Annotated in this window: 24 protein-coding genes; 7 read left to right on the top strand and 17 right to left on the bottom strand. The window is 64.1% G+C overall.

Annotated features, from left to right (window positions below; translation table 11 throughout):
- Positions 1-24 precede the first annotated feature (24 nt).
- A complete protein-coding gene (locus P9A16_RS13750; protein ID WP_023513599.1) occupies positions 25-816 on the top strand; it encodes a YdcF family protein in 792 nt (263 codons plus the stop codon).
- 3 nt (positions 817-819) lie between these two features.
- On the opposite strand, the gene P9A16_RS13745 is transcribed toward P9A16_RS13750, so the two are convergent.
- Positions 820-1293 (bottom strand): hypothetical protein, encoded by a 474-nt coding sequence (locus tag P9A16_RS13745; RefSeq protein WP_023513600.1) that lies wholly within the window; start codon positions 1291-1293, stop codon positions 820-822.
- 137 nt (positions 1294-1430) lie between these two features.
- Between P9A16_RS13745 and P9A16_RS13740 the strand changes: the two genes are divergently transcribed.
- Entirely contained in the window at positions 1431-2066 is a 636-nt protein-coding gene (locus P9A16_RS13740; RefSeq protein WP_023513601.1) for a trimeric intracellular cation channel family protein, read from the top strand.
- Between the two features lie 15 nt (positions 2067-2081).
- Here P9A16_RS13740 and irrA read toward each other — a convergent pair whose 3' ends face one another.
- The gene (gene irrA, locus P9A16_RS13735; protein ID WP_024270001.1) at positions 2082-2501 is read right to left on the bottom strand and encodes an iron response transcriptional regulator IrrA; all 420 of its coding nucleotides are present in this window, start codon (positions 2499-2501) and stop codon (positions 2082-2084) included.
- A 316-nt stretch (positions 2502-2817) separates the two neighbouring features.
- On the opposite strand from irrA, the gene fabA reads away from it, so the two are divergent.
- The 3 genes from fabA (at position 2818) to fabI (ending at position 5449) form a co-directional block, all read left to right on the top strand.
- Positions 2818-3333 carry a 3-hydroxyacyl-[acyl-carrier-protein] dehydratase FabA gene (gene fabA, locus P9A16_RS13730; RefSeq protein WP_023512507.1) on the top strand — a complete coding sequence of 172 codons (516 nt, stop codon included), beginning with the start codon at positions 2818-2820 and terminating at the stop codon, positions 3331-3333.
- A gap of 80 nt (positions 3334-3413) precedes the next feature.
- Positions 3414-4637 (top strand): beta-ketoacyl-ACP synthase I, encoded by a 1224-nt coding sequence (fabB, locus tag P9A16_RS13725; protein ID WP_023512506.1) that lies wholly within the window; start codon positions 3414-3416, stop codon positions 4635-4637.
- A 5-nt stretch (positions 4638-4642) separates the two neighbouring features.
- Complete coding sequence (gene fabI / locus P9A16_RS13720; RefSeq protein ID WP_023512505.1) at positions 4643-5449, top strand: enoyl-ACP reductase FabI; 807 nt, start codon at positions 4643-4645, stop codon at positions 5447-5449.
- 44 nt (positions 5450-5493) lie between these two features.
- On the opposite strand, the gene P9A16_RS13715 is transcribed toward fabI, so the two are convergent.
- Both P9A16_RS13715 and P9A16_RS13710 read right to left on the bottom strand, forming a co-directional pair.
- Positions 5494-5721, bottom strand: a complete 228-nt coding sequence (locus P9A16_RS13715) for a hypothetical protein (protein WP_023512504.1) — start codon at positions 5719-5721, stop codon at positions 5494-5496.
- Positions 5722-5787: 66 nt separating this feature from the next.
- Positions 5788-6387, bottom strand: a complete 600-nt coding sequence (locus tag P9A16_RS13710; protein WP_023512503.1) for a LysE family translocator — start codon at positions 6385-6387, stop codon at positions 5788-5790.
- Between the two features lie 129 nt (positions 6388-6516).
- Here P9A16_RS13710 and P9A16_RS13705 point away from each other — a divergent pair, with 129 nt between their 5' ends.
- Positions 6517-6975: an Lrp/AsnC family transcriptional regulator gene (locus tag P9A16_RS13705; protein WP_023512502.1), complete on the top strand. Its 459-nt coding sequence runs from the start codon at positions 6517-6519 to the stop codon at positions 6973-6975.
- Between the two features lie 3 nt (positions 6976-6978).
- Here the strand turns inward: P9A16_RS13705 and P9A16_RS13700 are convergent, their stop codons facing one another.
- The 11 genes from P9A16_RS13700 to rimP form a co-directional block, all read right to left on the bottom strand.
- Positions 6979-7995 carry a class I SAM-dependent methyltransferase gene (locus P9A16_RS13700; RefSeq protein ID WP_037405168.1) on the bottom strand — a complete coding sequence of 339 codons (1017 nt, stop codon included), beginning with the start codon at positions 7993-7995 and terminating at the stop codon, positions 6979-6981.
- A 138-nt stretch (positions 7996-8133) separates the two neighbouring features.
- A complete protein-coding gene (gene pnp, locus P9A16_RS13695; RefSeq protein WP_023512500.1) occupies positions 8134-10275 on the bottom strand; it encodes a polyribonucleotide nucleotidyltransferase in 2142 nt (713 codons plus the stop codon).
- A 352-nt stretch (positions 10276-10627) separates the two neighbouring features.
- A complete protein-coding gene (rpsO, locus tag P9A16_RS13690; protein WP_024270002.1) occupies positions 10628-10897 on the bottom strand; it encodes a 30S ribosomal protein S15 in 270 nt (89 codons plus the stop codon).
- A 151-nt stretch (positions 10898-11048) separates the two neighbouring features.
- On the bottom strand, positions 11049-11378 hold the full coding sequence (locus P9A16_RS13685) for an SH3 domain-containing protein (RefSeq protein ID WP_023513546.1): 330 nt from the start codon (positions 11376-11378) through the stop codon (positions 11049-11051).
- Between the two features lie 43 nt (positions 11379-11421).
- Positions 11422-13158, bottom strand: coding sequence for a sensor histidine kinase (locus P9A16_RS13680; RefSeq protein ID WP_245290332.1), 1737 nt, complete (start codon positions 13156-13158; stop codon positions 11422-11424).
- Positions 13159-13302: 144 nt separating this feature from the next.
- Positions 13303-14238 carry a tRNA pseudouridine(55) synthase TruB gene (gene truB / locus P9A16_RS13675; RefSeq protein WP_023513548.1) on the bottom strand — a complete coding sequence of 312 codons (936 nt, stop codon included), beginning with the start codon at positions 14236-14238 and terminating at the stop codon, positions 13303-13305.
- A 12-nt stretch (positions 14239-14250) separates the two neighbouring features.
- Positions 14251-14661, bottom strand: coding sequence for a 30S ribosome-binding factor RbfA (rbfA, locus tag P9A16_RS13670; protein WP_023513549.1), 411 nt, complete (start codon positions 14659-14661; stop codon positions 14251-14253).
- A gap of 72 nt (positions 14662-14733) precedes the next feature.
- Positions 14734-17394, bottom strand: a complete 2661-nt coding sequence (infB, locus tag P9A16_RS13665; protein WP_024270003.1) for a translation initiation factor IF-2 — start codon at positions 17392-17394, stop codon at positions 14734-14736.
- Positions 17395-17498: 104 nt separating this feature from the next.
- Positions 17499-18155: an RNA-binding protein gene (locus P9A16_RS13660; RefSeq protein ID WP_023512370.1), complete on the bottom strand. Its 657-nt coding sequence runs from the start codon at positions 18153-18155 to the stop codon at positions 17499-17501.
- A 75-nt stretch (positions 18156-18230) separates the two neighbouring features.
- Complete coding sequence (gene nusA / locus P9A16_RS13655; RefSeq protein ID WP_023512371.1) at positions 18231-19829, bottom strand: transcription termination factor NusA; 1599 nt, start codon at positions 19827-19829, stop codon at positions 18231-18233.
- A 133-nt stretch (positions 19830-19962) separates the two neighbouring features.
- Positions 19963-20574 (bottom strand): ribosome maturation factor RimP, encoded by a 612-nt coding sequence (gene rimP / locus P9A16_RS13650; protein ID WP_023512372.1) that lies wholly within the window; start codon positions 20572-20574, stop codon positions 19963-19965.
- Between the two features lie 257 nt (positions 20575-20831).
- On the opposite strand from rimP, the gene P9A16_RS13645 reads away from it, so the two are divergent.
- A complete protein-coding gene (locus tag P9A16_RS13645; RefSeq protein ID WP_023512373.1) occupies positions 20832-22460 on the top strand; it encodes an MFS transporter in 1629 nt (542 codons plus the stop codon).
- Positions 22461-22517: 57 nt separating this feature from the next.
- Here P9A16_RS13645 and P9A16_RS13640 read toward each other — a convergent pair whose 3' ends face one another.
- Both P9A16_RS13640 and recR read right to left on the bottom strand, forming a co-directional pair.
- Positions 22518-23774 carry a lytic murein transglycosylase gene (locus P9A16_RS13640; protein ID WP_023512374.1) on the bottom strand — a complete coding sequence of 419 codons (1257 nt, stop codon included), beginning with the start codon at positions 23772-23774 and terminating at the stop codon, positions 22518-22520.
- A gap of 9 nt (positions 23775-23783) precedes the next feature.
- Entirely contained in the window at positions 23784-24389 is a 606-nt protein-coding gene (gene recR, locus P9A16_RS13635; RefSeq protein ID WP_023512375.1) for a recombination mediator RecR, read from the bottom strand.
- Positions 24390-24432 lie beyond the last annotated feature (43 nt).

Genomic DNA, 24432 nt, shown 5'->3' with positions numbered 1-24432 from the left:
GCAACGAACAGTGGTGGGTAGCGCGTGACCTATTACGCCTCGAAGATCTTCTGGCTGGCAGCCCAGCCCCTGTCGCTTGCGCTTCTGTTGCTTGCTTTCGGCCTTCTGGCCGGGTTTTTGAAATGGAACCGTGTCCGAGCGGCGGCGAGCGGGCTCGCCGCTCTCGTGCTTTTCGTGACGCTGTTCACCACGACGGGCTCTGTCCTCCTGCAAGTGCTGGAAGATCGTATTCCAAGGGCGGAATTGCCCGCCGGCGGCCCTACCTGCATCATCATGCTCGGCGGCGGCATCGAGGCGGAGGTGATTGCGGCACGCGGCGGCTTCGAGATGAACCAGGCGGCTGACCGCTTCATCGAAACGCTGCGGCTGGCGCGGGAATTTCCGGCTTCGCGGATCCTCATTTCCGGCGGTGACGGCTCGCTGAGCGGCAGCTACGAGGGCGATGCGGCAGTGGCAACGCGCTTCTTCGAAGCCTTCGGTGTGCCCGCAGACCGGCTCATCCGCGAGACCGAATCCCGCACGACCTTCGAGAATGTCGCGAACACGAAAGACCTGCTCGCCGTAAACGGGCTGGATCGCTGCCTGCTGGTGACCTCAGCCTTCCATATGCCGCGCTCGGTCGGCCTGTTCAGCAAGCTCGGTCTCGAGGTTCTGCCCTGGCCGACGGATTTCCGCACGACGGGCCATGCCGGCCTGGCACTCGATTTCACCCAGCCCTCAACCAACAGCCAGCTGACAACGACGGCGCTCCGGGAATGGACGGGGCTGCTGCTCTACTATTTCGCCGGCCGCACCCACGCGCTCTTCCCGCAATAGGCCCTATTTCTTCGAGATCGTATCGAACTGGGCGCCGCGCACGCGGATGGTCATGATGCAATACTCTGAATCGTCCCGCCCGCAGCTTGCGGCATTGGCCTTCAGCTCCAGCACCATGTTGCCGTAGCGCTTCTTCATCTCGTAGCCGTAGAGATCGGCATTGGCGGCGAGGAAATAGCCGCCTTCCGCGACCTGGATGTAGAACTCATGGGGGCAGCCGACATTGCCGCAGAGGCCACCCGGCGTGCCGTCGCAATTGACGGCGCCGAGATTGAAGATCGCGTCGACGATGCCGTCATTGTTGAAATCGACGTTGTCGGCAAAATCCTCGCCGAAGATCGGCGCCTTGCAGCGCTTGGCGACCTCTGCCTCGACGGCCGCATGCGCATCCGGCACGATCTCCGCCGCACGGACCGGCAGGATGGTCGAAACCAGCGCGGCGGCGAGAAGTGCAAGGGTTCTGATGCGGATGGCCATCTGTCAAACCTTTCCATGGCGGGCGATTCGGTCAATATGCGGACGGGCCGGCGCCGCGCCTGATTCTGCCCGGGCGTACGGGCGCGCACTCTAGCGCAGGAAAGCTGTCGCGAGGCTTGGCGGCGAAGGAGGAATGCGTGTCGATCCTGGAACTGCTCGACTACACGGGCGTCGCCGTCTTTGCCGCCACCGGCGCGCTCTCGGCCTCGCGCAAGCAGCTCGATATCATCGGTTTCCTCTTCCTTGCCGCTGCGACGGGCATCGGCGGCGGCACGTTCCGCGACGTCATCCTCGGCGCGACACCGGTCTTCTGGGTGGTGAACCCGACCTATCTCATCGTCTGCATCGCAGTTGCGCTTGTCGTCTTCGTGCTGGCGCACCGTATCGAGTCGCGCTACCGCCTGCTGCTCTGGCTCGATGCCATGGGTGTCTCGGCCTATTGCGTGATGGGCGCGGCAAAGGGCCTTGCGGCCACCGGCTCGCCGACGGTGGCTATCACGACGGGCGTGCTCACCGCCAGCTTCGGCGGCATCCTGCGCGATCTTCTGGCGGGCGAGCCCTCCGTGCTGCTGCGGCCGGAAATCTACATCACCGCGGCGCTGATCGGCGCGGCGGGCTTTACGGCGGCGAGCGTAGCGGGCGCACCTCTCTGGATCGCGTCCGCCATCGGCATCGGCGCCGCCTTCATCGTGCGCGGCGGGGCGCTGCGCTTCGGCTGGTGCTTTCCGGTCTACAAGCCGCGGCCGGGGCGGCATCCGGACGACGTGATGTGAGGCGCAATCCCGCGATCAGGCCTTCTTCGGGCGCAGGCGGATGATCACGTCAACGTGAGCGATCTCCATGCCCTCGGGCGGCTCCGGCAGGTTGCCGATGGCGATGTTGCTCACGGGAATGTCGAGCACGTGGTTCTCGCCCTCCACGAAGAAATGGTGATGGTCCGACACGTTGGTGTCGAAGTAGGTCTTCGAGCTTTCGACCGCCAGAACCCGGATGAGACCGGCCTCGGTGAACTGGTGCAGCGTGTTGTAGACGGTCGCCAACGATACCGGAACGCCGGCCGTGACGGCCTCTTCGTGCAGCTCTTCCACCGTCAGGTGACGGTCGCCCTTGGCGAAGAGCAGGTCCCCGAGTGCCACACGCTGGCGCGTCGGGCGCAGGCCGCAATGGCGCAGGCGCTCTTCGATGGGCATCTCGTGTGCATGCGTCATGGGCGACGGATCCGCTTGTCTGGCCTTGAACAACAATCTTGAACTTTCGATATAACTTTACGAGCGTCGGGATTCAATAGGATTACGGCGGCCTGAAGGCCCTCAACATGCGGAAAAACCGGGGCCTTTGCTATTGTCACGGCAATTTGCGCTGGCTGTCACCGCTGGCATCATGTATGCGGACAGCTGAATGAACGTCCCGCCCGAAGAAGGCGGGGCGACAAAAAGGAGAAGGGCCGGGTGCTTCAATTCGTGCCACACCTTCTCTAAATCTAACGCAGATCAAGCGTTGTTCAGACCGGGGATGAAACATTCGATGACGACCAGGCAATCCAGCTACAACTACGAGGAAATTCTGCGCTGCGGCCGCGGTGAGCTGTTCGGCCCCGGCAATGCCCAGCTTCCTCTGCCACCCATGCTGATGGTCCACCGCATCACCGATATTTCCGAGACCGGCGGCGCCTTCGACAAGGGCTATATCCGCGCCGCATACGACGTGAAGCCCGATGACTGGTATTTCCCCTGTCACTTTCAGGGCAATCCGATCATGCCCGGCTGCCTCGGCCTCGACGGCATGTGGCAGCTGACCGGCTTCTTCCTCGGCTGGTTGGGCGAACCCGGCCGCGGCATGGCGCTGTCGACCGGCGAAGTGAAGTTCAAGGGTATGGTCCGCCCCCACACGAAGCTGCTCGAATACGGCATCGACTTCAAGCGTGTCATGCGTGGCCGCCTCGTGCTCGGCACGGCGGACGGCTGGCTGAAGGCCGACGGCGAGACCATCTATCAGGCGACCGACCTGCGCGTCGGCCTGTCGAAAGACAAGGAAGCTTAAGGCGGCGCGAAAGCCACCGAAAGCCTGAGGGCGGCGCAAAGCCGCCTTCACAACGAGACGTTCTAGAAAAGGTCGGAAACATGAGACGGGTAGTTGTCACGGGTCTGGGGATCGTATCCTCCATCGGGAACAATGCGGACGAAGTGACGGCGTCGCTGCGCGATGCGCGCTCGGGCATCAGCTTCTCGCAGGATTTCGCCGACCATGGCTTCAAGTGCCAGGTCTGGGGCGCGCCCAACATCGACACGAGCGAGCTTGTCGATCGCCGCGCTGCCCGCTTCCTCTCGCAGGGCGGTTCATGGAACCACGTTGCCATGAAGCAGGCGATCGCCGATTCCGGCCTGGAAGAGGCGGACTACGCCGCCAACGAGCGCGCCGGTATCATCATGGGTTCGGGCGGTCCTTCCACCCGTACGCTGATCGAGGCTGCCGAGATCACGCTGAAGAACAATTCGCCCAAGCGCATCGGCCCGTTCGCCGTGCCGAAGGCGATGTCCTCGACGGCATCGGCGACACTCGCCACCTGGTTCAAGATCCACGGCGTCAACTACTCGATCTCGTCGGCCTGCTCGACCTCTGCGCATTGCATCGGCAATGCCGCGGAAATGATCCAGTGGGGCAAGCAGGACATCATGTTCGCCGGCGGCCACGAAGACCTCGACTGGACCATGTCGAACCTCTTCGACGCCATGGGCGCCATGTCCTCCAAGTACAACGACACGCCCGCGACGGCCTCGCGCGCCTATGACGTCAGCCGCGACGGCTTCGTCATCGCCGGTGGCGCCGGCGTGCTGGTGCTGGAAGAATACGAGCGTGCGAAGGCCCGCGGCGCAAAGATCTATGCGGAAATCGTCGGCTACGGCGCAACCTCCGACGGCTACGACATGGTTGCCCCGTCAGGCGAAGGTGCGATCCGCTGCATGCGTCAGGCGCTTTCCACCGTGAAGGGCGATGTCGATTACATCAACACGCACGGCACTTCGACGCCTGTCGGCGATTCCAAGGAGATTGGTGCGATCCGCGAAGTCTTCGGCGACAGGATCCCGCATATCCAGTCGACAAAGTCGCTGACCGGCCACTCGCTGGGCGCGGCCGGCGTGCAGGAATCGATCTACGGTCTGCTGATGATGCAGGCCGGCTTCATCGGCGAAAGCGCGCATATCACCGAGCTCGACCCGGAATTCGACGGCGTGCCGATCGTGCGCAAGCGCATCGACAACGCCAAGATCGACACGGTTCTTTCCAACTCCTTCGGCTTCGGCGGCACGAACGCCACGCTGGTCTTCCAGCGCCACAACGGATGACGTCAATGACGGGGATCATGAACGGCAAGCGCGGCCTCATCATGGGGGTCGCGAACAACCATTCCATCGCGTGGGGGATCGCGCAGAAACTGGCCGATCAGGGCGCGGAACTCGCCTTCACCTATCAGGGCGAAGCGCTCGGCAAGCGCGTCAAGCCGCTCGCCGCCGAACTCGGCTCGGATTTCGTCATTCCCTGCGACGTCGAGGACATCGCTTCGGTGGATGCGACGATCGAGGCGATCAAGGAGAAGTGGGGCAAGCTCGATTTCGTCGTGCACGCCATCGGCTTTTCCGACAAAAACGAACTGAAGGGCCTCTACGCCGATACCTCGCGCGACAACTTCTCGCGCACGATGGTCATCTCATGCTTCTCCTTCACGGAGATCGCCAAGCGCGCGGCTGAGCTGATGACGGACGGCGGCGCGATGCTGACGCTGACCTATGGCGGCTCCACGCGCATCATGCCGAACTACAACGTCATGGGCGTCGCGAAGGCAGCGCTCGAAGCCTCCGTACGCTATCTGGCCGGCGACTATGGGCCGCAGGGCATTCGCGTCAACGCCATCTCGGCCGGCCCGATCCGCACGCTCGCCGGCGCCGGCATTTCGGACGCTCGCGCCATGCTGTCCTGGCAGCAGAAGAACGCGCCGCTGCGCCGCACCGTCACCATCGAGGATGTCGGCAATTCGGCGCTGTATCTGCTTTCGGACCTGTCGAGCGGTGTTACCGGTGAGATCCACTACGTGGACTCCGGCTACAACATCACCTCCATGCCGACGCTGGAGCGTCTGGCAAAGGCCGACAGCGAGTAACCAAAGACGGCGCGATGTCTCGGACTTCGCGCCGTTTTCCTTCGTCAGAGCACCATCAGCACGACGACGAGCAGGAGCACGGCGGCCAGAACGCCGAGGAACAGCGCCTGCACGCGGTTGTTCATTTCCAGTGGCTTTCTCTCGGCTCCACGCTTCAGGAACGCCAGCGGCACCTCGGAGGTCGGCGTATGCCCCTCCCCTTCCTTCACATCCTTGGCGATGACTTCCGCCACATCTTCGGTAATTGGTGGCCTTGCAGGTCCAAAAGCCATTGCGGGTCTCCTGAACTGAAACGGTTCGGGAATGGTGAACCTGTTTCGGCCAATTGGCAATGCGACCTATTCTCCCAAGACGGGCAGCAGCGACAGCACCAGAAGCAGCGCCATCACCCGGTTGAACACCCTCAGGCTGCGCGCGCTGGCAAGGAACCGGCCCGCACCGACGCCGATGCCGGCCCAGGCCAATGTGCTCGCCAGCGTCGCACCGCCGAAAATAACGGCAAAGGCGGCGGGTACGGCGAGGCCTTGAGCAGCGCTACCGCCATAGGTGACGACAGCGCCGGCCACCATCACCCAGAGCTTCGGATTGACGAGTTGCAGCAGCGCGCCCTCGACGAAGGTAAACGGCCGACGCCGATCGCCCTCCCCCGTCACCCCGACCGGCGCGGTGGCGATGCGCCAGGCGAGCCACAGCAGATAGGCGACGCCGACCCATTTCAGCACCAGGTGCACACGCGGCTCGGAGACGATGGTTCCCCCTGCCGCGGCGACAGCGAAGATGATGGCCGCCACGCCGGCACCCATTCCGACGGCCACCGGCAACGTCCGACGGAAACCATGGTTGGCCCCCGAGGCTGTCACCATCGTATTGTTCGGCCCCGGCGTACCCGCCATGGCGAATGCGAAACCCGTGGCCGCCAGTATCCAGGCCCAATCCATGCTGCTCTCCCGTCAAACCTGACAAATCCTAGCAGCCGTTCCGCGCAAGCGGGTTGCCAAGATGCCAAGACTGGGGGAGATTTTGGTATTGGATGCCGTGATCCGGCTTGAACGTTTGTGAGAATTTCAATGCAACTGGACGAGATAGACCGCCGTATCCTGCGCGAACTGCAGCAGAATGGCCGGCTGCAGAATATCGAGCTGGCCAAACGCGTCGGCCTGTCGCCGTCGCCCTGCCTGCGGCGCGTGAAGCTTCTGGAGGAGGCCGGCATCATCAGCCGCTACGTGGCGGTGGTCGACCAGGCGAGGGTCGGCCTCACCCTCTCCCTGTTCGCCCGCGTCTCGCTGACGGCACAGGACGCAGAAACGATCGACCATTTCATCGCGGCGATGAAGCGACTGCCCGAAGTGGTGGAGTGTTACATCATGCTCGGCGAGAGCGACGCGCTGCTGCGCGTCGTCGTCTCGGATCTGGAAGACTATCGCCGCTTCCAGTCGACCCATCTCACCCGCAGGAACGGCATCCAGACCGTCAAGACGGACGTGCCGAGCGAGACGATCAAACAGACTTTCGCGCTTCCCTTGTAGGGTTCAGCGCTTGCCCCAGAGAACCTTGAAGCGGGCGTTGCGGCAGACTTCACCGCTCTCCTTGAAGGCTTCCTTCAGCACGGGCTCGTAGGGCAGGCCGCGGTTGGCGACCATCAGCAGGCGTCCGCCGGCCTTCAGCGATTTTGCCGCCATGCGGATCATGCCGGCGCCGAGCGAGTGATCGGCGGCATGGCCTTCGTGGAAGGGCGGGTTCATCACGATGAGGTCGTAGTGGTCGCGCGGCGTCTCGGCCGTCAGGTCGAACCAGTAGTAGCGGGCGGGAATGTTCGGGCAGTTCTCCGCCATGTTTTCCTTGGCGGCTTCCAGCGCCTCGTAGTGCGCCTCGAAGAGGTCGATGCCCTTCACCTGCGGCGCGCGACCGCCGAACATGACGGAGAGATAGCCCCAGCCCGCACCGAAATCGGCGGCGTGGCCGTGGAAATCTTCCGGGATACGGGTCGCGAGCAGTTCCGAGCCCTCGTCGATCCGGTCATGCGAGAACATGCCCGGCGCCGCGGTGAAACGGCCGACGATGCGCACCGGCTTGGCGGCGAGCTTGGAAATGGCCTCGGACGGGTCTTCCGGACGGGCGAACCAGATGGCAAGGCCATGGTACTTCGGCATGTAGTCGCCGGAAAGGCCGAGCTGGTCGAGGCGCTTGCGCATCGACTGCACGCCATCTTCCTTGCTGCCGGCTACGACGATGAGGCCGCCTGTGCGCACCCGGCGCAGCGCCTCGGCGATGCGGTTCTCGTTCTCGCCCTTGTGCTTGTTGATCAGGATGAGCGCGCCGTCGAAATCCTCGCCCTCGATGACCGGCTTGACCGGCACGCGCACGGCCTCCAGCCCGCGGTGGAGCGCCCGTTGCGGCTGCACGGCTTCCAGTGTCGCGGCAAAACCTTCCGGCGGGCGCTGACCGGCTTCGGCGCCGAGAAAGAGATAGCGTTCGCCCTCTTCCGGCATGGCAAGCGTGCCGGCGGCAAAGGGATGAAACAGGGTCTTGAGGGCTTCGCGGGTCATGGCGGGCTTTCGGCGGTCGAGCAATTCCAGCAAGGCTCAAGGCGGTTTGCGTTCAGAATTGCGAAACTAATGGGTCTGTCAAAGGAAAGGGGCGCGGAACATTCCGCTCCGCGCCCCTTCTAAAGGTAGAGGGTCCGATTACTCGGCGGCTTCGCCGTCGCCCTTCTTGTCGGCAGCGACTTCCTTGCCGGTCGCCTGGTCGACAACCTTCATGGAGAGGCGAACCTTGCCGCGCTCGTCGAAGCCCATCAGCTTGACCCAGACCTTGTCGCCTTCCTTGACGACGTCGGAGGTCTTGGCAACGCGCTCCTGGGCGAGCTGCGAGATGTGCACGAGGCCGTCGCGCGGGCCGAAGAAGTTGACGAAGGCGCCGAAATCGGCGGTCTTCACGACCGTGCCTTCGTAGATCATGCCGACTTCCGGTTCCGCGACGATCGAGTGGATCCACTTGCGGGCCGCTTCGATCTCCTTGCCGGAGGACGATGCGATCTTGATCGTGCCGTCGTCTTCGATGTTGATCTTGGCGCCGGTCTTCTCGACGATTTCGCGGATGACCTTGCCGCCCGTGCCGATGACTTCACGGATCTTGTCGACCGGGATGTTCATGACTTCGATGCGCGGTGCGAATTCGCCGAGCTGCGAGCGGCCTTCGGAGATGGCATTGGCCATTTCGCCGAGGATGTGCTTGCGGCCGCCCTGTGCCTGGCTGAGCGCGACCTTCATGATCTCTTCGGTGATGCCGGCGATCTTGATGTCCATCTGCAGCGAGGTGATGCCGTCGGCGGTGCCGGCGACCTTGAAGTCCATGTCGCCGAGGTGGTCTTCGTCACCGAGGATGTCGGAGAGAACGGCGAAGCGGTCGCCTTCGAGGATCAGGCCCATGGCGATACCGGCAACCGGCTTGGCCAGCGGAACGCCGGCGTCCATCAGTGCGAGCGAGGTGCCGCAGACGGTCGCCATCGAGGACGAGCCGTTCGACTCGGTGATCTCGGAAACGACGCGCAGCGTGTAGGGGAACTGTTCCGCCGTCGGCAGCATCGGGCGGATGGCGCGCCAGGCGAGCTTGCCGTGGCCGATTTCGCGGCGGCCCGGGGAGCCCATGCGGCCCGTTTCACCGACCGAGTAGGGCGGGAAGTTGTAGTGCAGCAGGAAGCGTTCCTTGTACATGCCGGTCAGGCTGTCGACATACTGCTCGTCTTCGCCGGTGCCCAGCGTCGCAACGACGACGGCCTGGGTTTCACCGCGGGTGAAGAGCGCCGAACCGTGCGTGCGCGGCAGGATGCCGACTTCCGAGACGATGGCGCGAACGGTGTCGAGGTCGCGGCCGTCGATGCGGCTCTTGGTGTCGAGGATGTTCCAACGGACGATCTTGGCCTGGAGGTGCTTGAAGACGGCACCGATGACTTCGGCCGTATACTTCGGCTCGACGCCTTCCGGGAAGAAGTGGGCCTTCACCTTCGCCTTGACGGCGTCGACGGCGGCGTAGCGGTCGGCCTTCTGGGTGATCTTGTAGGCAGCGCGCAGTTCGGTTTCGGCGAGGCCCAGCATTTCGGCTTCGAGCGCGGAATGATCTTCCGGGTTGAAGTCGCGCGGTTCCTTGGCAGCCACTTCAGCGAGCTTGATGATCGCGTCGATGACCGGCTGGAAGCCCTTGTGGCCGAACATGACGGCGCCGAGCATGACGTCTTCGTTCAGTTCCTTGGCTTCGGATTCGACCATCAGGACGGCGTCCTGCGTGCCGGCGACGACGAGGTCGAGAACGGACTCGTCCATCTCGTCGAGATGCGGGTTCAGGACGTATTCGCCGTTGATGTAGCCGACGCGCGCACCGCCGACCGGGCCCATGAAGGGAACGCCGGAGATCGTGAGCGCTGCGGAAGCGGCAACCATCGAAAGCACGTCGGGATCGTTTTCGAGGTCATGCTGGACGACCGTGACGACCACCTGGGTGTCGTTCTTGTAGCCTTCCGGGAAGAGCGGGCGGATCGGGCGGTCGATCAGGCGGGAAACCAGCGTTTCCTTTTCCGACGGACGGCCTTCGCGCTTGAAGTAGCCACCCGGAATCTTGCCGGCGGCGTAGGTCTTTTCCTGGTAGTTGACGGTCAGCGGGAAGAAATCCTGGCCCGGCTTCGGCGCCTTGGCGGAAACGACGGTGGCGAGAACGACGGTTTCGCCGTAGGTCGCGAGAACCGCGCCATCAGCCTGACGGGCGATCTTGCCGGTTTCCAGCTTGAGCGGACGGCCCGCCCATTCGATTTCAACCGTATGGGTATCGAACATGTCTTGTCCTTCTTGGCAGATACGCGCACCGCCGCCCGAAAAGGCGCAGGTGGTCTATCCGCTTTCATGACGCATCATGGGCAAGACAACGGGAGGCTTCCGGGGGTGGCTCGCGAACTCTGCGGGCGAAGGCTCTTTGAGCCCGGCCGACGACAGGCGCGCGCCTGAAGCATCCTGCAATCCTGCCCCATGACAGGTCATCGGTTGGTTCCGCAGGACCGGCCCATCCGGCCTGCTGGAGAATTCCGTTTCACGAGGCGGTCGCAACCGGCACAGGGGGAACGGTCTGGCGAAGCGTCTGCTCCGCAAAAGAAAGCGGCGGGCGCTCACGAAGAACGCCCGCCGAAATTGCTTAGCGGCGAATACCGAGGGCAGCAATCAGCTTGCTGTAACGGGCATCGTCCTTCTTCTTGAGGTAGTCAAGAAGCGAGCGGCGGCTGGAAACCATGGTCAGAAGGCCACGACGGGAGTGGTTGTCCTTCTTGTGGCCCTTGAAGTGTTCCGTCAGGTTGTTGATACGCTCGGTCAGGATCGCAACCTGGACTTCCGGAGAACCGGTATCGCCTTCGACGGTAGCGTATTCCTTGATCAGCGCAGCCTTGCGCTCAGCAGTGATCGACATCGTATGTCCTTTCATGAATGGGAACAAAGGTCGCCAAAAGCCGGGATGTCGTCCAGCGATGGCCGTGAAGGCAAGCGGGGAAGGCCCCGCATTGCTGGCGGTGCCTATAAACCATTCCCTCATGAAAGGAAAGAGCCGTCATCAACGCCTCTCAGCGCTGCTCGGCCGGTTGACTGGGTGCGGCCTCGCGTGCGTCGCCGGGCTGCTTGCATACGATATAGGCGCCGAACACCCAGCCAAGCCGTTCGCCTTGCCGCGCGACGAAAAGCCAGTGCTTTGCACCGATCTTCATCTCGTCGACGATCTCGAGCTGCGTACCGTTGACAAGCGTCGTCAGGATCGCACCGTTCGGCGCCGAGCGTACATTGAGCGGCGTGCCGGTCGGGTCGTCGACCGAGCACTGGCCGTAGGCGGCGAAGGCCGGGGAAGCCGAAAGGGCAAGGAACGCCGCGACGGCGCCCCCGTGCAGGAATGACGTCATGAAAAACACCTGTGCTCAATGTGTCTGAAAAGGACAGGGTTCCTCATTGCGCTGCACCCTGCTGCTGGTGAACATCCTCGTCCCGCAGCCGCGCAAGCGGGATCCTCACCCGCCATTCGATACCGTCGTCATGCACGGCGAAATCGAGCTTCGCATCGAGCGCCATGCCAAGCATGCGCTCCAGCACGACGCTGCCGAAACCCTTGCGGCTTGCGGCAATGGCGTCCTTGTCGATCGCCGCCTGGCTCTCGCGCCAGACGAGGTTCAGGTCCTCGCCGCTCGCTACCCAGCTCAGCGACACGATCCCCGTTTCGTTGGCGAGCGCACCGTATTTCGTGGCATTGGTCGACAGTTCGTGCAGGGCCATGCCCAGCGTCTGCGAGGCCTGAGGATCGAGGAGCACGGCGGGGCCGGTGATGCGCACACGCTCCGCATCCGCAGGCGTGAAAGGCTTCAGCTGATTTTTCGCCAGTTCCATCAGGTTCACGCCCTGTGTGGCATTGGCGATCATCAGGTCTGTCGAGCGGGCAAGACCGGCCACGCGCTTGCGGAACGTTTCGGCGAAATCGCTGGCATTTTCCGCGCTCGCCGCCGACTGGTTGAGCATCGCCTGGATGACGGTGAGCTGGTTCTTGGAGCGGTGCGCCACCTCCCGCATCAGGAAGCGCACCTCGTTTTCCGACTTCACCCGTGCATCCGCAGCCTCGGCAAGCGCGCGGGAGACGGTCTCCAGCTCGGAAATGGCATAGGGGCGCGGAGCGACCCGCTCTCCCTGGCCGAGCCGGCGCGCGTCATGCGCGAGCAGCCGCACGTCGCGCGACAGCACGCGGGCGATGCCGACGGCGCTGATGGCGGCGAGTGCGGCAAAGACAGCCCCGCCGATCGTCAGCCAGAGGAAGGAAGAGACGGCGGGCGCCTGCACATCCGACGACTTCGCCCAGGCGATCATGCGCCAGCCGGCAAGCGAGGAGAATTCAGTGACGACCTGATAGTCCACACCGTCCCCCTTCATGGTGCTGACGCCGAGGCGCAGCGACGGCACGACACGCAGGAAGAAGGGTTGGCCGGTTTTCTGTTTCTCATCGGTCGATGCGATGACCGTGCCGGCGGAATCCAGCACCGCCGCATTCCAGCCGGGCGAAAGCACATCCGGATTGACAGCGCGCCGCAGCGCATCGGCATTCTTTGTCAGCGTCAGCAGGACCGGCTCACCATTGGCAAGCCGCACCGGCATATAGACGTTGAACACCCATTGCTGCGCGGTGCGGCCGAAGAACAGGTCGGAAACCATACGCTCGCCCCGCGACAGCGCCAGGCGTGCCGAAACCGGCTCCGAGGCGACATTGAGCGGCATGCCGTAGGGAACGCGCGTGTTGAGGCGCTGCTTCATCGCCTGATCGATGACCAGGAAATAGATGTCCGTACCCTGCAGCGTCTTGCTTGCCTGGGCATGCAGGGTGGCATAATCGCCCTTCGGCAGGCTTTCCGACGTGGACAGGAAATTGAGCGTCGAGAACATACCCGTGATTTCACGCTCGACGGCGCGATTGACGGCGCTTGTCGAAGTGCGCAGCAGCGATTCGAAGATGCGCTCCTGCGCCTCGGTGGTGCGCTTCAGCACGACGATGGAGAACAGGAAGGCGGGAATGACGACGACAAGGATGAGGCAGACGAGATAGAATGCGACGGGATGGTGCATACGCCGGCGGCTTTCGACAGGGCCAGCGCCCTCCACCGTATCCTCGGCGGATACCGTTCTGTCAGTCGGCGCAATCGTCAACGGCCAGCCCTTTCACCCCTCGTCCGCAGGCAGCCAGAACGGCAAAGCACCGCCCGGCCCGCCCTCGAACGAACCTCGCCGGCCCATAAAGCCCATAGCTTGTGGTGAAATCAAGTCGGCGGCGATTGGTTCCGCCGACCTTGTTCAGCCGCCGAAGACGCGCTTCGGCCGGAACTCGCCGCTACCGATCTCGCCAATCGCGACCAGCTTGCCACGGGCCGTGGCATAGGCTTCATCAGCAGAAACCGGGGCATCCCGCCCACGCAGGATGATCGGATTGCCCATACGCAGGCGGTGCGCCTGGTCGTCGTTGATGACGATCTGCGGCAGGCTGGAAAGCGCTTCGCCCGTGTCGATCAGGAAAGCATCAAGTGCCGCCAGCCGTTCGGCCTCGTCAGCGATCTCCTCGAGTGCTGTCAGGTCGGCGAGCGGCACCATGCTGTCCTCGCCGAAAGGCGCGACGAAGGTGCGGCGCAAGGCCGAGATATGGCCGAAGCAGCCGAGCTGGCGGCCAAAATCACGGGCGAGCGCACGCACATAGGTGCCCTTGCCGCATTCCACCTCGAATTCGGCCGTGCTCTCATCCGGGCAGCCGATCAGCGTCAGGCGGTGGATCTCCACCTCGCGCGAGGGGATTTCGACAATCTCGCCTTCGCGGGCAAGATCGTAGGCGCGTTCGCCCGCGATCTTGATCGCGGAGAACTGCGGCGGGATCTGCTGGATGACGCCGGTATACTCGCCGAGGATCGCCCGGATCGCCTCGGCGGCAGGCCGCTTTTCGGAACTCTGCGTTACCTCGCCCTCAAGGTCATCCGTCGTGCGTTCTTCGCCCCAGGTCACCGTGAATTCGTAGATCTTGCGGCCGTCCATCACATAGGGCACGGTCTTGGTCGCATCGCCGAGCGCGATCGGCAGCATGCCGGAGGCCAGCGGATCGAGCGTACCGGCATGGCCGGCCTTCTGCGCCTTGAGCAGCCATTTGATCTTGGCGACGGCTTCGGTGGAGCCGAAATCGAACGGCTTATCGAGGATGAGCCAGCCGGAAACCGGCCGGCCCTTGGGTTTGCGGGGTCTGGACATATTCTACCTGGATTACTTGTCGTCGTCGCCGTCTTCGGCCGAAAGATCGCGAGCGACTTCCGGCGAACGCAGGAGATCGTCGATCTTCTTGTAGTTGTCGAAGCTCGTATCGTCACGGAAACGAACGTCCGGCATGTACTTCATCTGGCGAAGCTGCGGGCCGAGGCGGCCGCGAATGAACTTCGAATTGCGGTTCAGCGCGTCGATCACCGCCTCATGGTCCTTCACGCCGAGCGGCGTGACATAGGCCGTCGCGTGTTTGAGATCGGGCGACATGCGCACTTCCGAAATCGAGATCACGGTCTTTTCGAGAAGCGGGTCGCGCACTTCACCGCGCTGGAGGACCTGGGTGATCGCCGCGCGCACCTGCTCGCCTACGCGCAGCATGCGTTGCGACGGCGCCGAGGATGTTGCTCTGGTCATGGTCGTCACCTTCAAAAAAATGCGAGCGCCGAAACGGTCCGGCGCTCGCACGATGGTCTATTCGCCGGACGCTTACAGCGTGCGGGTGATGTGCTCCACGCGGAAGCACTCGATCGTGTCGCCGGCGCGGATGTCTTCGTAGTTCTCGAAGGCCATGCCGCACTCCTGGCCCATCGGCACTTCGGCGACTTCGTCCTTGAAGCGCTTGAGCGTCTTGAGCTTGCCTTCGTGGATGACGACGTTGTCGCGCACCAGACGGACACCGGCGCCACGCTCGACCTTGCCTTCGATGACGCGGCAACCCGCGACCTTGCCGACCTTCGTGATGTTGAACACCTCGAGGATTTCGGCATTGCCGAGGAAGGTTTCGCGACGTTCCGGCGAAAGCAGGCCCGACATCGCTGCCTTCACGTCATCCACCAGATCGTAGATGATGTTGTAGTAGCGGATTTCGAGACCGGCCCGCTCGGCAGCCGTACGGGCCTGTGCATTGGCACGGACGTTGAAGCCGATGATGGCGGCGTTCGAAGCTTCGGCAAGCGAGATATCGGATTCCGTGATGCCACCGGCACCGGAATGAACGATACGGGCGCGGACTTCGTCCGTGCCGAGCTTTTCCAGCGCGCCGGCAATGGCTTCGATCGAGCCCTGCACGTCACCCTTGATGAGCAGCGGGAACTCCTTGAGGCCGGTGTTCTGCAGCTGGCTCATCATCTGCTCGAGCGAGCCACGCGAACCGGCCTGGCGTGCCACCTGCTTTTCGCGGGCGAGGCGCTGGCGGTATTCCGAGATCTCGCGGGCGCGGGCTTCGTTCTCGACCACGGCGAACTTGTCGCCGGCAGCCGGGGTACCCGAAAGGCCGAGCACTTCGACCGGCATGGACGGGCCGGCTTCCTTGACGTGTTCGCCCTTGTCGTTGACGAGGGCGCGTACGCGGCCCCACTGGTCGCCGGCAACGACGATCTGGCCCGGGCGCAGCGTGCCGGTCTGCACGAGAACGGTGGCAACGGCGCCGCGACCACGATCGAGCTGGGCTTCGACGACGACGCCCTCTGCCGTGCGGTTCGGGTTCGCCTTAAGGTCGAGAATTTCGGCCTGCAGCAGGACGGCCTCGAGCAGCTTGTCCAGGTTCAGCCGGTTCTTGGCCGAAACTTCCACATCGAGCGTTTCACCGCCCATGGATTCGACAAAGACCTCGTGCTGGAGGAGCTGGTTGCGCACCTTCTGCGGATCGGCTTCGTGCTTGTCGATCTTGTTGATCGCCACGATGATCGGAACACCCGCCGCCTTGGCGTGATTGATGGACTCGATCGTCTGCGGCATCACGCTGTCGTCGGCCGCGACCACGAGGATCGCAATGTCCGTCGCCTGCGCACCACGGGCACGCATGGCGGTGAACGCCGCGTGACCGGGGGTGTCGATGAAGGTGATCTTGTGGCCGTTGTGCTCGACCTGGTAGGCGCCGATATGCTGCGTGATGCCGCCGGCTTCGCCAGCAACCACGTTTGCATGCCGGATGGCGTCGAGCAGCGAGGTCTTGCCGTGGTCGACGTGGCCCATGATGGTCACGATCGGTGGGCGCGATTCCAGATCGCCAGCATCGTCGGAAACGTTGAAGATGCCTTCTTCGACGTCGGATTCCGAAACGCGCTTGACGGTGTGGCCGAATTCGCCGGCGATGATTTCAGCAAGGTCGGCGTCGATCAGATCGCCGGGCTTCATCATCTGCCCTTCCTTCATCAGGTACTTGATGACGTCGACGGCACGTTCGGACATGCGCTGCGACAGTTCCTGAATGGTGATCGTCTCCGGCAGGATGACTTCGCGCATGACCTTTTCGCGCGTCTCCTGCATCATGGAGCGTTTGAACTTCTCCTGGCGGCGGCGCATGGCCGAGAGCGAGCGACCGCGCTGTGCGCCATCCTCGTCGCTCGATGCCGTCGTCAGCGTCAGCTTGCCCTGGCGACGGCCGTCATCGGCCTTCGGGCGGGCCGGAGCCTTGGCCGGTTCCGGGCGCTTGACGGCGCCGCGGTTGACAGGCGCGCCACCACGCGGGCGCTTGTCGCCTTCATCTTCGGCTTCATGGCGGCCACGACCGGCAACCGGCGTGGAAGCCGGAGCGGGCGTGCGGCCGGGCTGCGGGCGGGCTTCGGCAGCCGCCGGAGCGGGCCTTGCGACCGGCTGCGCGACGACCTCTTCCACGACGGGTGCGGGTGCGGCGGCCTCAGCGGCACGGCGCTCGGCTTCTTCCTTCTCGCGGACGAGGCGTGCTTCTTCCTCCGCAACGCGGCGAGCTTCGTCCTCAACCTTGCGACGGGCTTCGTCCTCGGCGCGCTGGCGGGCTTCGGCGGCGTCGCGGATCTGCGCTTCTGCAAGCGCGCGGCGACGGGCCTCGACTTCGTCAGGCGAAAGCTGGTTCAGCACAACGCCGCGCGGACGGTTCTGTTCGACCGGGCGGGAGGGCTGCTGGTGTACGGGGCGCGAAGGCTGCGGCGCGGGACGCGTCTGCTGCGGCTCCGGCTGGCGCTGCACGGGCGCGACGGGCGTCGATGCCTGGCGCTCTTCACCCGGGCGGCTGAAGTGGCGCTTCGTGCGGGTCTCGACCACGACGGCCTTGGTGCGGCCACGACCCATGTCCTGGCGCACGGTTCCCTGCTGAACCCCCGAGGGCTTCAGGCTAAGGGTCTTCTTGCCAGCCACATTGATCGTCTTGTCGTCTTCGTTGTCGGTCATTCCGTTCCGTTCCTAAGATCAGAGCCGGATGCGTATCACCTGGCCCTGTCGTTCAAATGTGTTCATCCAATGCGATTTCGGCCGGCCGAATGCCGGTAACCGCGTCATTGGTTTGTCTGGCGAGCGCCACCCTGTGCCATCATTTGGCTGTCGCCCCGGTATTTCTCGAGCATGATTGCGCGCTTCACTACACCCTCACCCGCCTGCCCTGCAAGCGCTGCGGCATGGATAAAAGCATTACTTCCCAAAAGGCCCTCCAATTCGCTCTCCGAAAAGAGCTTGAAGGAGGGTATTTCCGTTTCGTCGTCCGTCAGAAAGCTTGCAGCCTTCCGCGCCTGGTCTATTTTCCGCACACCATCGGCCGCCGCGTCCGTCGCATGGAAGACGGCAAGAGCAGCCAATGCGCGCACCGCCTGGTCGACCTTCGAGGAGCCGGTGATGAACTGGCCCGCCTTGCGCGCCATGTTCATCATGCCGCCGAGCTGGGCGGCGATAAGCCGGTCCACCTCGGCGCCGAGTTCCGGGCCGGCCTTGGCTTCCGTCTTCAGCGCACGCCCGAAAAGCTTCCTGGCAACCGCCTTGTCGACAATCGCCCGTTCCGCCTTCACCCAGCATCCGCGTCCGGGAAGTTGACGCTTCAGGTCCGGCACGACGCTGCCGTCGGGACCTGCGACGAAGCGGATCAGATCGTCCGCCTCGCCCTTTTCGCGCGTCACGATGCACATGCGGTCGTTCACGCCATCCTCGTCCTTCTTGCCCATATAGGTTTCCGTTTCCGTCAACGCAAACCGCTGTGCAAGTCAGCGGGCGACATGTCCAACTCTGGAGGACGCCGATCAGGCGTCCTGTTCGCCGCCCTCGACGACCGGCTCTTCCTTGGCGAGATCCTCTTCCGTGATCCAGCCGGCCGCGAGGCGCGCCTGGACGATCATGGCTTCGGCTTCGGCGCGCGAGAGTTCGAACTTCGAGAACAGACCCTCGAACTTCTTCGTCTCGCCATCCTTGCGTTCCGACCAGCCGACGAGGTCGTCGGCAGCGCAGCCGGCGAAATCTTCCATGGTCTTGATACCGTCCTCGCCGAGCGCGACGAGCATCTGGCCCGTCATGCCGTCGATCTGGCGCAGGTCGTCGGAAACGCCGAGTTCCTTGCGCTTGGCGTCCATCTCGGCCTCGATGCGATCGAGATATTCGCGAGCGCGGGTCTGGATTTCCTGGGCCGTGTCCTCATCGAAACCGTCGATCGAAGCGATTTCGTCGAGATCGACATAGGCCAGTTCCTCGACGGCGGCAAAGCCTTCGGAAGCCAGAACCTGGCCGACCATCTCGTCGACGTCGAGCGAATCCATGAACAGGTTGGTGCGTTCGTTGAATTCCTTCTGGCGGCGCTCGGATTCCTCGGCTTCCGTCAGGATGTCGATGTCCCAGCCGGTCAGCTGCGAGGCGAGGCGGACGTTCTGACCGCGACGGCCGATGGCGAGCGAGAGCTGCTCATCCGGCACGACCACTTCGATACGCTCGGCATCCTCGTCGAGAACCACCTTGGCGACTTCCGCCGGCTGCAGGGCGTTGACAATGAAGGAGGCCGGATCCTGCGACCACGGAATGATGTCGATCTTCTCGCCCTGCAGTTCGCCGACGACGGCCTGAACGCGCGAGCCGCGCATACCGACGCAGGCGCCGACCGGGTCGATCGACGAATCGTTCGAGATGACGGCGATCTTGGCGCGCGAGCCCGGGTCACGGGCGACGGACTTGATCTGGATGACACCGTCGTAGATCTCGGGCACTTCCATGGTGAAGAGCTTCACCATGAACTGCGGATGGGTGCGCGACAGGAAAATCTGCGGGCCGCGCTGCTCGCGGCGCACGTCGTAGACGAAGGCGCGGACGCGGTCGCCGTAGCGCATGTTCTCGCGCGGGATCATCTCATCGCGGCGGATGATGCCTTCGCCGCGGCCGAGGTCGACGATGACGTTGCCGTATTCGACACGCTTGACCGTGCCGTTGACGATCTCGCCGATGCGGTCCTTGTATTCGTCGTACTGGCGGTCACGCTCGGCTTCGCGCACCTTCTGCACGATGACCTGCTTGGCCGACTGGGCGGCGATGCGGCCGAAATCCATCGGCGGCAGCGGATCGGCGATGAAATCGCCGAGCTTGGCGTCCGGGTTGCGGTCGCGCGCCAGTTCCAGCGGGATCTGGGTCGAATAGTCCTCGGCGTGCTCGACGACTTCCAGCAGGCGCTGGAGGCGGATCTCGCCGGTCTTGGAATTGATGTCGGCGCGAATGTTCGATTCCGTGCCGTAACGCGAGCGGGCCGCCTTCTGGATGGCGTCGGCCATCGCGGCAAGCACGATCTCGCGGTCGATGACCTTTTCACGGGCCACGGCATCCGCGATCTGCAGAAGCTCAAGCCGGTTCGCACTGACTGCCATTGTCTCAGGTCTCCATGGTCAGGCCGGGGCCTTGGCCTCCGGCATCGTGGAGCGGCGCACCGCTCCGGTTCCGTCCTCTCCATCCCGCCCGCAAGGAGGGCAAACACCCCCGGGACGGAACGTACTCACAAACTCAATCGTCGCCGTCTTCGTCGTTCTGGTTCGCAGCCTGCGCGGCCTTGGCCTTCTTGTCGGCTGCCAGCGCATCACGAATCAGGTCGTCGGTCAGGATCAGCCGGCCCTCGGCAAGCGCCGTGAAGGGAATGACGACCGTCGGCTCGTCGCCGGCGGCGGGCTGATCCCGCTCCAGGGTGAAGCCGTTCTCGTCAGCCGCGACGATCTTGCCGCGAAAGCGCTTGCGGCTGTCGACGAGGATCGACGTCTCGCATTTCAGCAGATGGCCGAGCCAACGCGAAAAATCCGACTTGCGGACCATCGGCCGGTCGATACCGGGCGACGAGACCTCCAGATGATACGCCTTGTCGATCGGATCCTCAACGTCGAGCACGGGCGAGACGGCCATCGAGACCTTCTCGCAATCCTCTACCGTCATCGTGCCGTCCGGCCGCTCGCACATGATCTGCAGCGTCGCGCCGTTCTGCGCCGAGAGGCGTACGCGCACCAGCTGGTAACCGATCTGCTCGATGGTCGGCTCGATGATGTCGGCGACGCGCCGGTCGAGACCGGTCTCGACGATCAGCCGCGGCTCGATGACCGCATTTCCTGTTTCACTCGTGTCAGACATGACATGCCCTCCCGGGATAGTCGTTATCATGCACTCGATCGGGGCAATAAAAAAGAGCGGGTCCTCGCGGGCCCACTCTTCATCTGACGATCAAGAATTTGCGGCTGATATAGACCGTGTTTGTCACAATTGCAAGGTCGGCCGGCCTGCTTGCCTGTGGGCGGCCTGATCGCACAGCTTTTGCCGCCACCGGCTTGCCCCTTTTGTCCTATGGACTAGATTGTCGACAACGCTGCATCGAGAATGAGTGCCTGCCCGTGCCAGACCGGAGATCCTCCCTCGCCCCTTTCAGGAACGAAACCTTTCGGGTGATCTGGGCGGCGAGCCTGATCTCCAATTTCGGCGGGCTCATCCAGTCCGTGGGTGCAGCCTGGATGATGGCCTCGATCACCTCCTCGGCCAACATGGTGGCGCTGGTGCAGGCCTCGACCTCGCTGCCGATTATGCTGTTCTCCGTCGCCGCCGGCGCGCTTGCCGACAATTTCGACCGGCGCAAGCTGATGCTGACGGCCCAGTGTTTCATGCTCGCCGTCGCGATCGGCCTGACGCTCTGTACGTGGTACGGCGTCATCACGCCCTGGCTGCTCTTGACCTTCACTTTCCTGCTCGGCTGTGGCACGGCGCTCAACAATCCGGCCTGGCAGGCCTCCGTCGGCGACATGGTGCCGCGCGAGGACCTTCCCGCCGCCGTCTCGCTCAACAGCATGGGCTTCAACCTCACCCGCAGCGTCGGCCCGGCCATCGGCGGCGCGATTGTCGCTGCAGCGGGAGCGGCGGCAGCCTTCGCCGCCAATGCGCTCAGCTATTTCGCCCTTCTCTATGCCCTCTTCCGCTGGAAGCCGAACATCTCGCCGAGCGGCCTGCCGCGCGAGGATTTCGGCCGCGCCATCTCGGCGGGCCTGCGCTACGTCTCCATGTCGCCGAACCTCGGCAAGGTGCTGCTGCGCGGCTTCGCTTTTGGCCTTGCGACGAGTTCCATCCTCTCGCTCCTGCCCTTGATCGCCCGCGACCTCGTTTCGGGCGGACCGCTGACCTACGGCATCCTGCTCGGCTGTTTCGGGCTGGGCGCGATCGGCGGCGCCCTGATGAACGCGCGAGTGCGCGAGCGCCTGACGACGGAGACCATCGCCCGCCTTGCCTTTACCGGCTTTGCCGTCAGCGCCAGCGTTTCGGCAGTCAGTTCCTCCGCGCTTTTGACAGGGGCCGTGCTGCTGATCGCCGGCGCCTCCTGGGTCATGGCGCTCTCGCTCTTCAACACGACGGTGCAGCTTTCGACGCCGCGTTGGGTCGTCGCCCGGGCACTCTCGCTCTATCAGACGACCACCTTCGGCGGCATAGCCGCCGGGAGCTGGATCTGGGGCACAACGGCCGACACCCACGGCGCCGAAGCCGCACTCCTCGCCTCGGCTGTGGTAATGATCGCCGGCGCGGCGCTCGGCCTTCGCTTCAAGCTCCCCGAATTGCAGAGTCTCAATGTCGACCCGCTCAACCGCTTCAGCGAGCCGGACCTGCCACTCGACCTGAAACCGCGCAGCGGCCCGATTGTCGTCCTGATCGACTACGAGATCGCGGAAGATGACATACCGGAATTCCTGGAGGCGATGACCGAGCGGCGGCGCATCCGCATCCGCGACGGCGCCGGCCAGTGGGCGCTGATGCGCGATCTCGAGAACCCGACGATCTGGACGGAGACCTACCATGTGCCGACCTGGGTGGAATATGTGCGCCACAATCAGCGCCGCACCCATGCCGATGCCGCCAACGGCGAGAAGCTGCGCCTGCTGCACAGCGGCGCCGAACCGCCCCGGGTCCACCGCATGATCGAGCGGCAGACGATCGTGCCGCATGAGTATGAGCGCTTCAAACGGCAGGCGGATATCCATTGACGCCAAGCGCCATCCCGTTCGAACGGAACGGGATCGGCCTCGGCCCTCCTCACGGATTTACCGCAGTTTCGCCTTGAGCGAGGCATCCGGATAGCAGGTGGCTGTCAGGCCGCTCTTGGCCTGCCAGTCGCCGAGCGAGCGGCGGGTCTTGTAGCCCGGCAGGCCGTCGACCTTGCCGACATCATAGCCCTTGGCGACGAGCGCCTTCTGCATGGCGAGCACATCCGAGCGCAACATCTTGCCGACATCGCCCCACGCCCCCTTGAACGACCCGCTGCCATAGGCGATGCGGTCACCAAGATTGCCGATGAAAAGGGCGTAGAGGTCGGAGTTGTTGTATTCCTTGAGCACGTAGAAATTGGGCGTGACGATGAACTCCGGACCGTGCGTTCCGGCCGGAACCAGCATCATGCCGGACGCCTTGGCCTCACCGGAAGGAAAACCCTTGCCGGAAATGCGGGTAATGCCGCTCGATGCCCAGGCGGAGATGGGCTTTGCCAGATCCGGTCCCTCCTGCGCGCAGGAAACGCCCGCCGGGATCGAGACCTCGTAGCCCCAGCCGCGCCCCGCCTGCCAGCCCTTCTTGGCGAGGTAGTTGGCGATCGATGCAAGGCTGTCAGGCACCGAACCCCAGATGTCGCGCACGCCGTCACCGTCGAAATCGACGGCATATTGCAGGAAGCTGGTCGGCATGAACTGCGGCTGGCCGAGCGCGCCGGCCCAGGAGCCCTTGAGCTGATCGACGGTCCGGTCGCCGCCATCGACGATATGCAGCGCCGCGATCAGCTCCTTGCGGAACATGTCCTTGCGCGTCGACATGAAGGCCTTTGTGGCGAGCACCTCCACGGCAGAATAAGGGATCTTCGCGCTGCCGAAGCCGGATTCCCGGCCCCAGACGGCAACGACGATCTCGCCCGGCACGCCGAAGCGCTGCTCGATCCTGCGCAGGGTCGCCGCATGGGTCTTGGCAAGTCGGCTGCCCGTTCCCGCCAGCCCCTGCAGGCGCTTCTCGGAGAAATAGGCGCCGGGTGAAGAGAACTCCGCCTGGCTCTGCGCCTGATCCTTCTTCGGCTTGGAGCCGGGCGGCACGAGGTCGGGCAGATCCCAGTTGAGCGCCACGCCCTGCATCGCCGCGCGAAACGTCCTTTCGCTGACGCCGGTCTTCTGCGCCGCCGGCCAGAGGTCGTTGTCGATCCAGGCGCGGAACATCTTCTCGACCTCCGCCTTGGAGGCGGCCTCGGCGGGTGCCAGAAGGCCAAGCGAGATCAGCGCGGCGCCGAGGACGCCCTTGATGGTTTTGCGGATGATCGGCATGAAGCCTCCTCAGATCGCCGTGCGGGCGCGCAAGGCGGCCGTCAAGGTTCCTTCGTCGAGATAATCGAGCTCGCCGCCGACCGGCACGCCATGGGCGAGCCGGGTGATCTTCACCTCGAGGCCGGAGAGCTGGTCGGTGATGTAATGCGCCGTCGTCTGCCCCTCGACGGTGGCGTTCACGGCGATGATCAACTCGCGCACGCCGCCCTTCGCCACGCGATCGACGAGGCCGCGGATGTTGAGATCGTCAGGCCCCACGCCGTCGAGCGGCGAGAGCGTGCCGCCGAGCACATGGTACGCCGCGTTCATCGCGCCGGCGCGCTCCAGCGCCCAGAGGTCGGACACGTCCTCGACGACGATGATGACCGCATGGTCGCGCCGCACATCCGTGCAGACGGTGCAGGGGTCGCTCGTATCGACATTGCCGCAGCACGAGCAGATGCGCACCTTGCGGTGCGCCTCGCCCATCGCGTCGGCAAGCGGGCCGAGCAGCTGGTCCTTCTTCTTGACGAGATGCAGCGCGGCGCGGCGCGCCGAGCGCGGCCCGAGGCCCGGCACCTTCGCCAGAAGCTGGATGAGTTTTTCGATTTCGGGGCCAGTGACTCGTTTTGCCATTGCCGGTATCTAGCTCATATCCGGGGGAAACGGAATCCACCTT

The sequence above is a fragment of the Shinella sp. 838 genome, assembly GCF_029623935.1.
GTDB lineage: Bacteria > Pseudomonadota > Alphaproteobacteria > Rhizobiales > Rhizobiaceae > Shinella.
Note: the sequence above shows the minus strand (reverse complement) of the source record. Positions and strands in the feature narration are given on the sequence as shown.

Coding starts and splice junctions, on each gene's coding strand:
- P9A16_RS13710 (WP_023512503.1), bottom strand. CDS start 6,387: ATGGATTGGGCCTGGATACTGGCGGCCACGGGTTTCGCATTCGCCATG.
- fabA (WP_023512507.1), top strand. CDS start 2,818: ATGACGACCAGGCAATCCAGCTACAACTACGAGGAAATTCTGCGCTGC.
- P9A16_RS13700 (WP_037405168.1), bottom strand. CDS start 7,995: ATGACCCGCGAAGCCCTCAAGACCCTGTTTCATCCCTTTGCCGCCGGC.
- rbfA (WP_023513549.1), bottom strand. CDS start 14,661: ATGACCAGAGCAACATCCTCGGCGCCGTCGCAACGCATGCTGCGCGTA.
- fabI (WP_023512505.1), top strand. CDS start 4,643: ATGACGGGGATCATGAACGGCAAGCGCGGCCTCATCATGGGGGTCGCG.
- irrA (WP_024270001.1), bottom strand. CDS start 2,501: ATGACGCATGCACACGAGATGCCCATCGAAGAGCGCCTGCGCCATTGC.
- P9A16_RS13705 (WP_023512502.1), top strand. CDS start 6,517: ATGCAACTGGACGAGATAGACCGCCGTATCCTGCGCGAACTGCAGCAG.
- rimP (WP_023512372.1), bottom strand. CDS start 20,574: ATGTCTGACACGAGTGAAACAGGAAATGCGGTCATCGAGCCGCGGCTG.
- truB (WP_023513548.1), bottom strand. CDS start 14,238: ATGTCCAGACCCCGCAAACCCAAGGGCCGGCCGGTTTCCGGCTGGCTC.
- pnp (WP_023512500.1), bottom strand. CDS start 10,275: ATGTTCGATACCCATACGGTTGAAATCGAATGGGCGGGCCGTCCGCTC.
- P9A16_RS13715 (WP_023512504.1), bottom strand. CDS start 5,721: ATGGCTTTTGGACCTGCAAGGCCACCAATTACCGAAGATGTGGCGGAA.
- P9A16_RS13745 (WP_023513600.1), bottom strand. CDS start 1,293: ATGGCCATCCGCATCAGAACCCTTGCACTTCTCGCCGCCGCGCTGGTT.
- nusA (WP_023512371.1), bottom strand. CDS start 19,829: ATGGCAGTCAGTGCGAACCGGCTTGAGCTTCTGCAGATCGCGGATGCC.
- P9A16_RS13660 (WP_023512370.1), bottom strand. CDS start 18,155: ATGGGCAAGAAGGACGAGGATGGCGTGAACGACCGCATGTGCATCGTG.
- P9A16_RS13685 (WP_023513546.1), bottom strand. CDS start 11,378: ATGACGTCATTCCTGCACGGGGGCGCCGTCGCGGCGTTCCTTGCCCTT.
- rpsO (WP_024270002.1), bottom strand. CDS start 10,897: ATGTCGATCACTGCTGAGCGCAAGGCTGCGCTGATCAAGGAATACGCT.
- fabB (WP_023512506.1), top strand. CDS start 3,414: ATGAGACGGGTAGTTGTCACGGGTCTGGGGATCGTATCCTCCATCGGG.
- infB (WP_024270003.1), bottom strand. CDS start 17,394: ATGACCGACAACGAAGACGACAAGACGATCAATGTGGCTGGCAAGAAG.
- P9A16_RS13640 (WP_023512374.1), bottom strand. CDS start 23,774: ATGCCGATCATCCGCAAAACCATCAAGGGCGTCCTCGGCGCCGCGCTG.
- recR (WP_023512375.1), bottom strand. CDS start 24,389: ATGGCAAAACGAGTCACTGGCCCCGAAATCGAAAAACTCATCCAGCTT.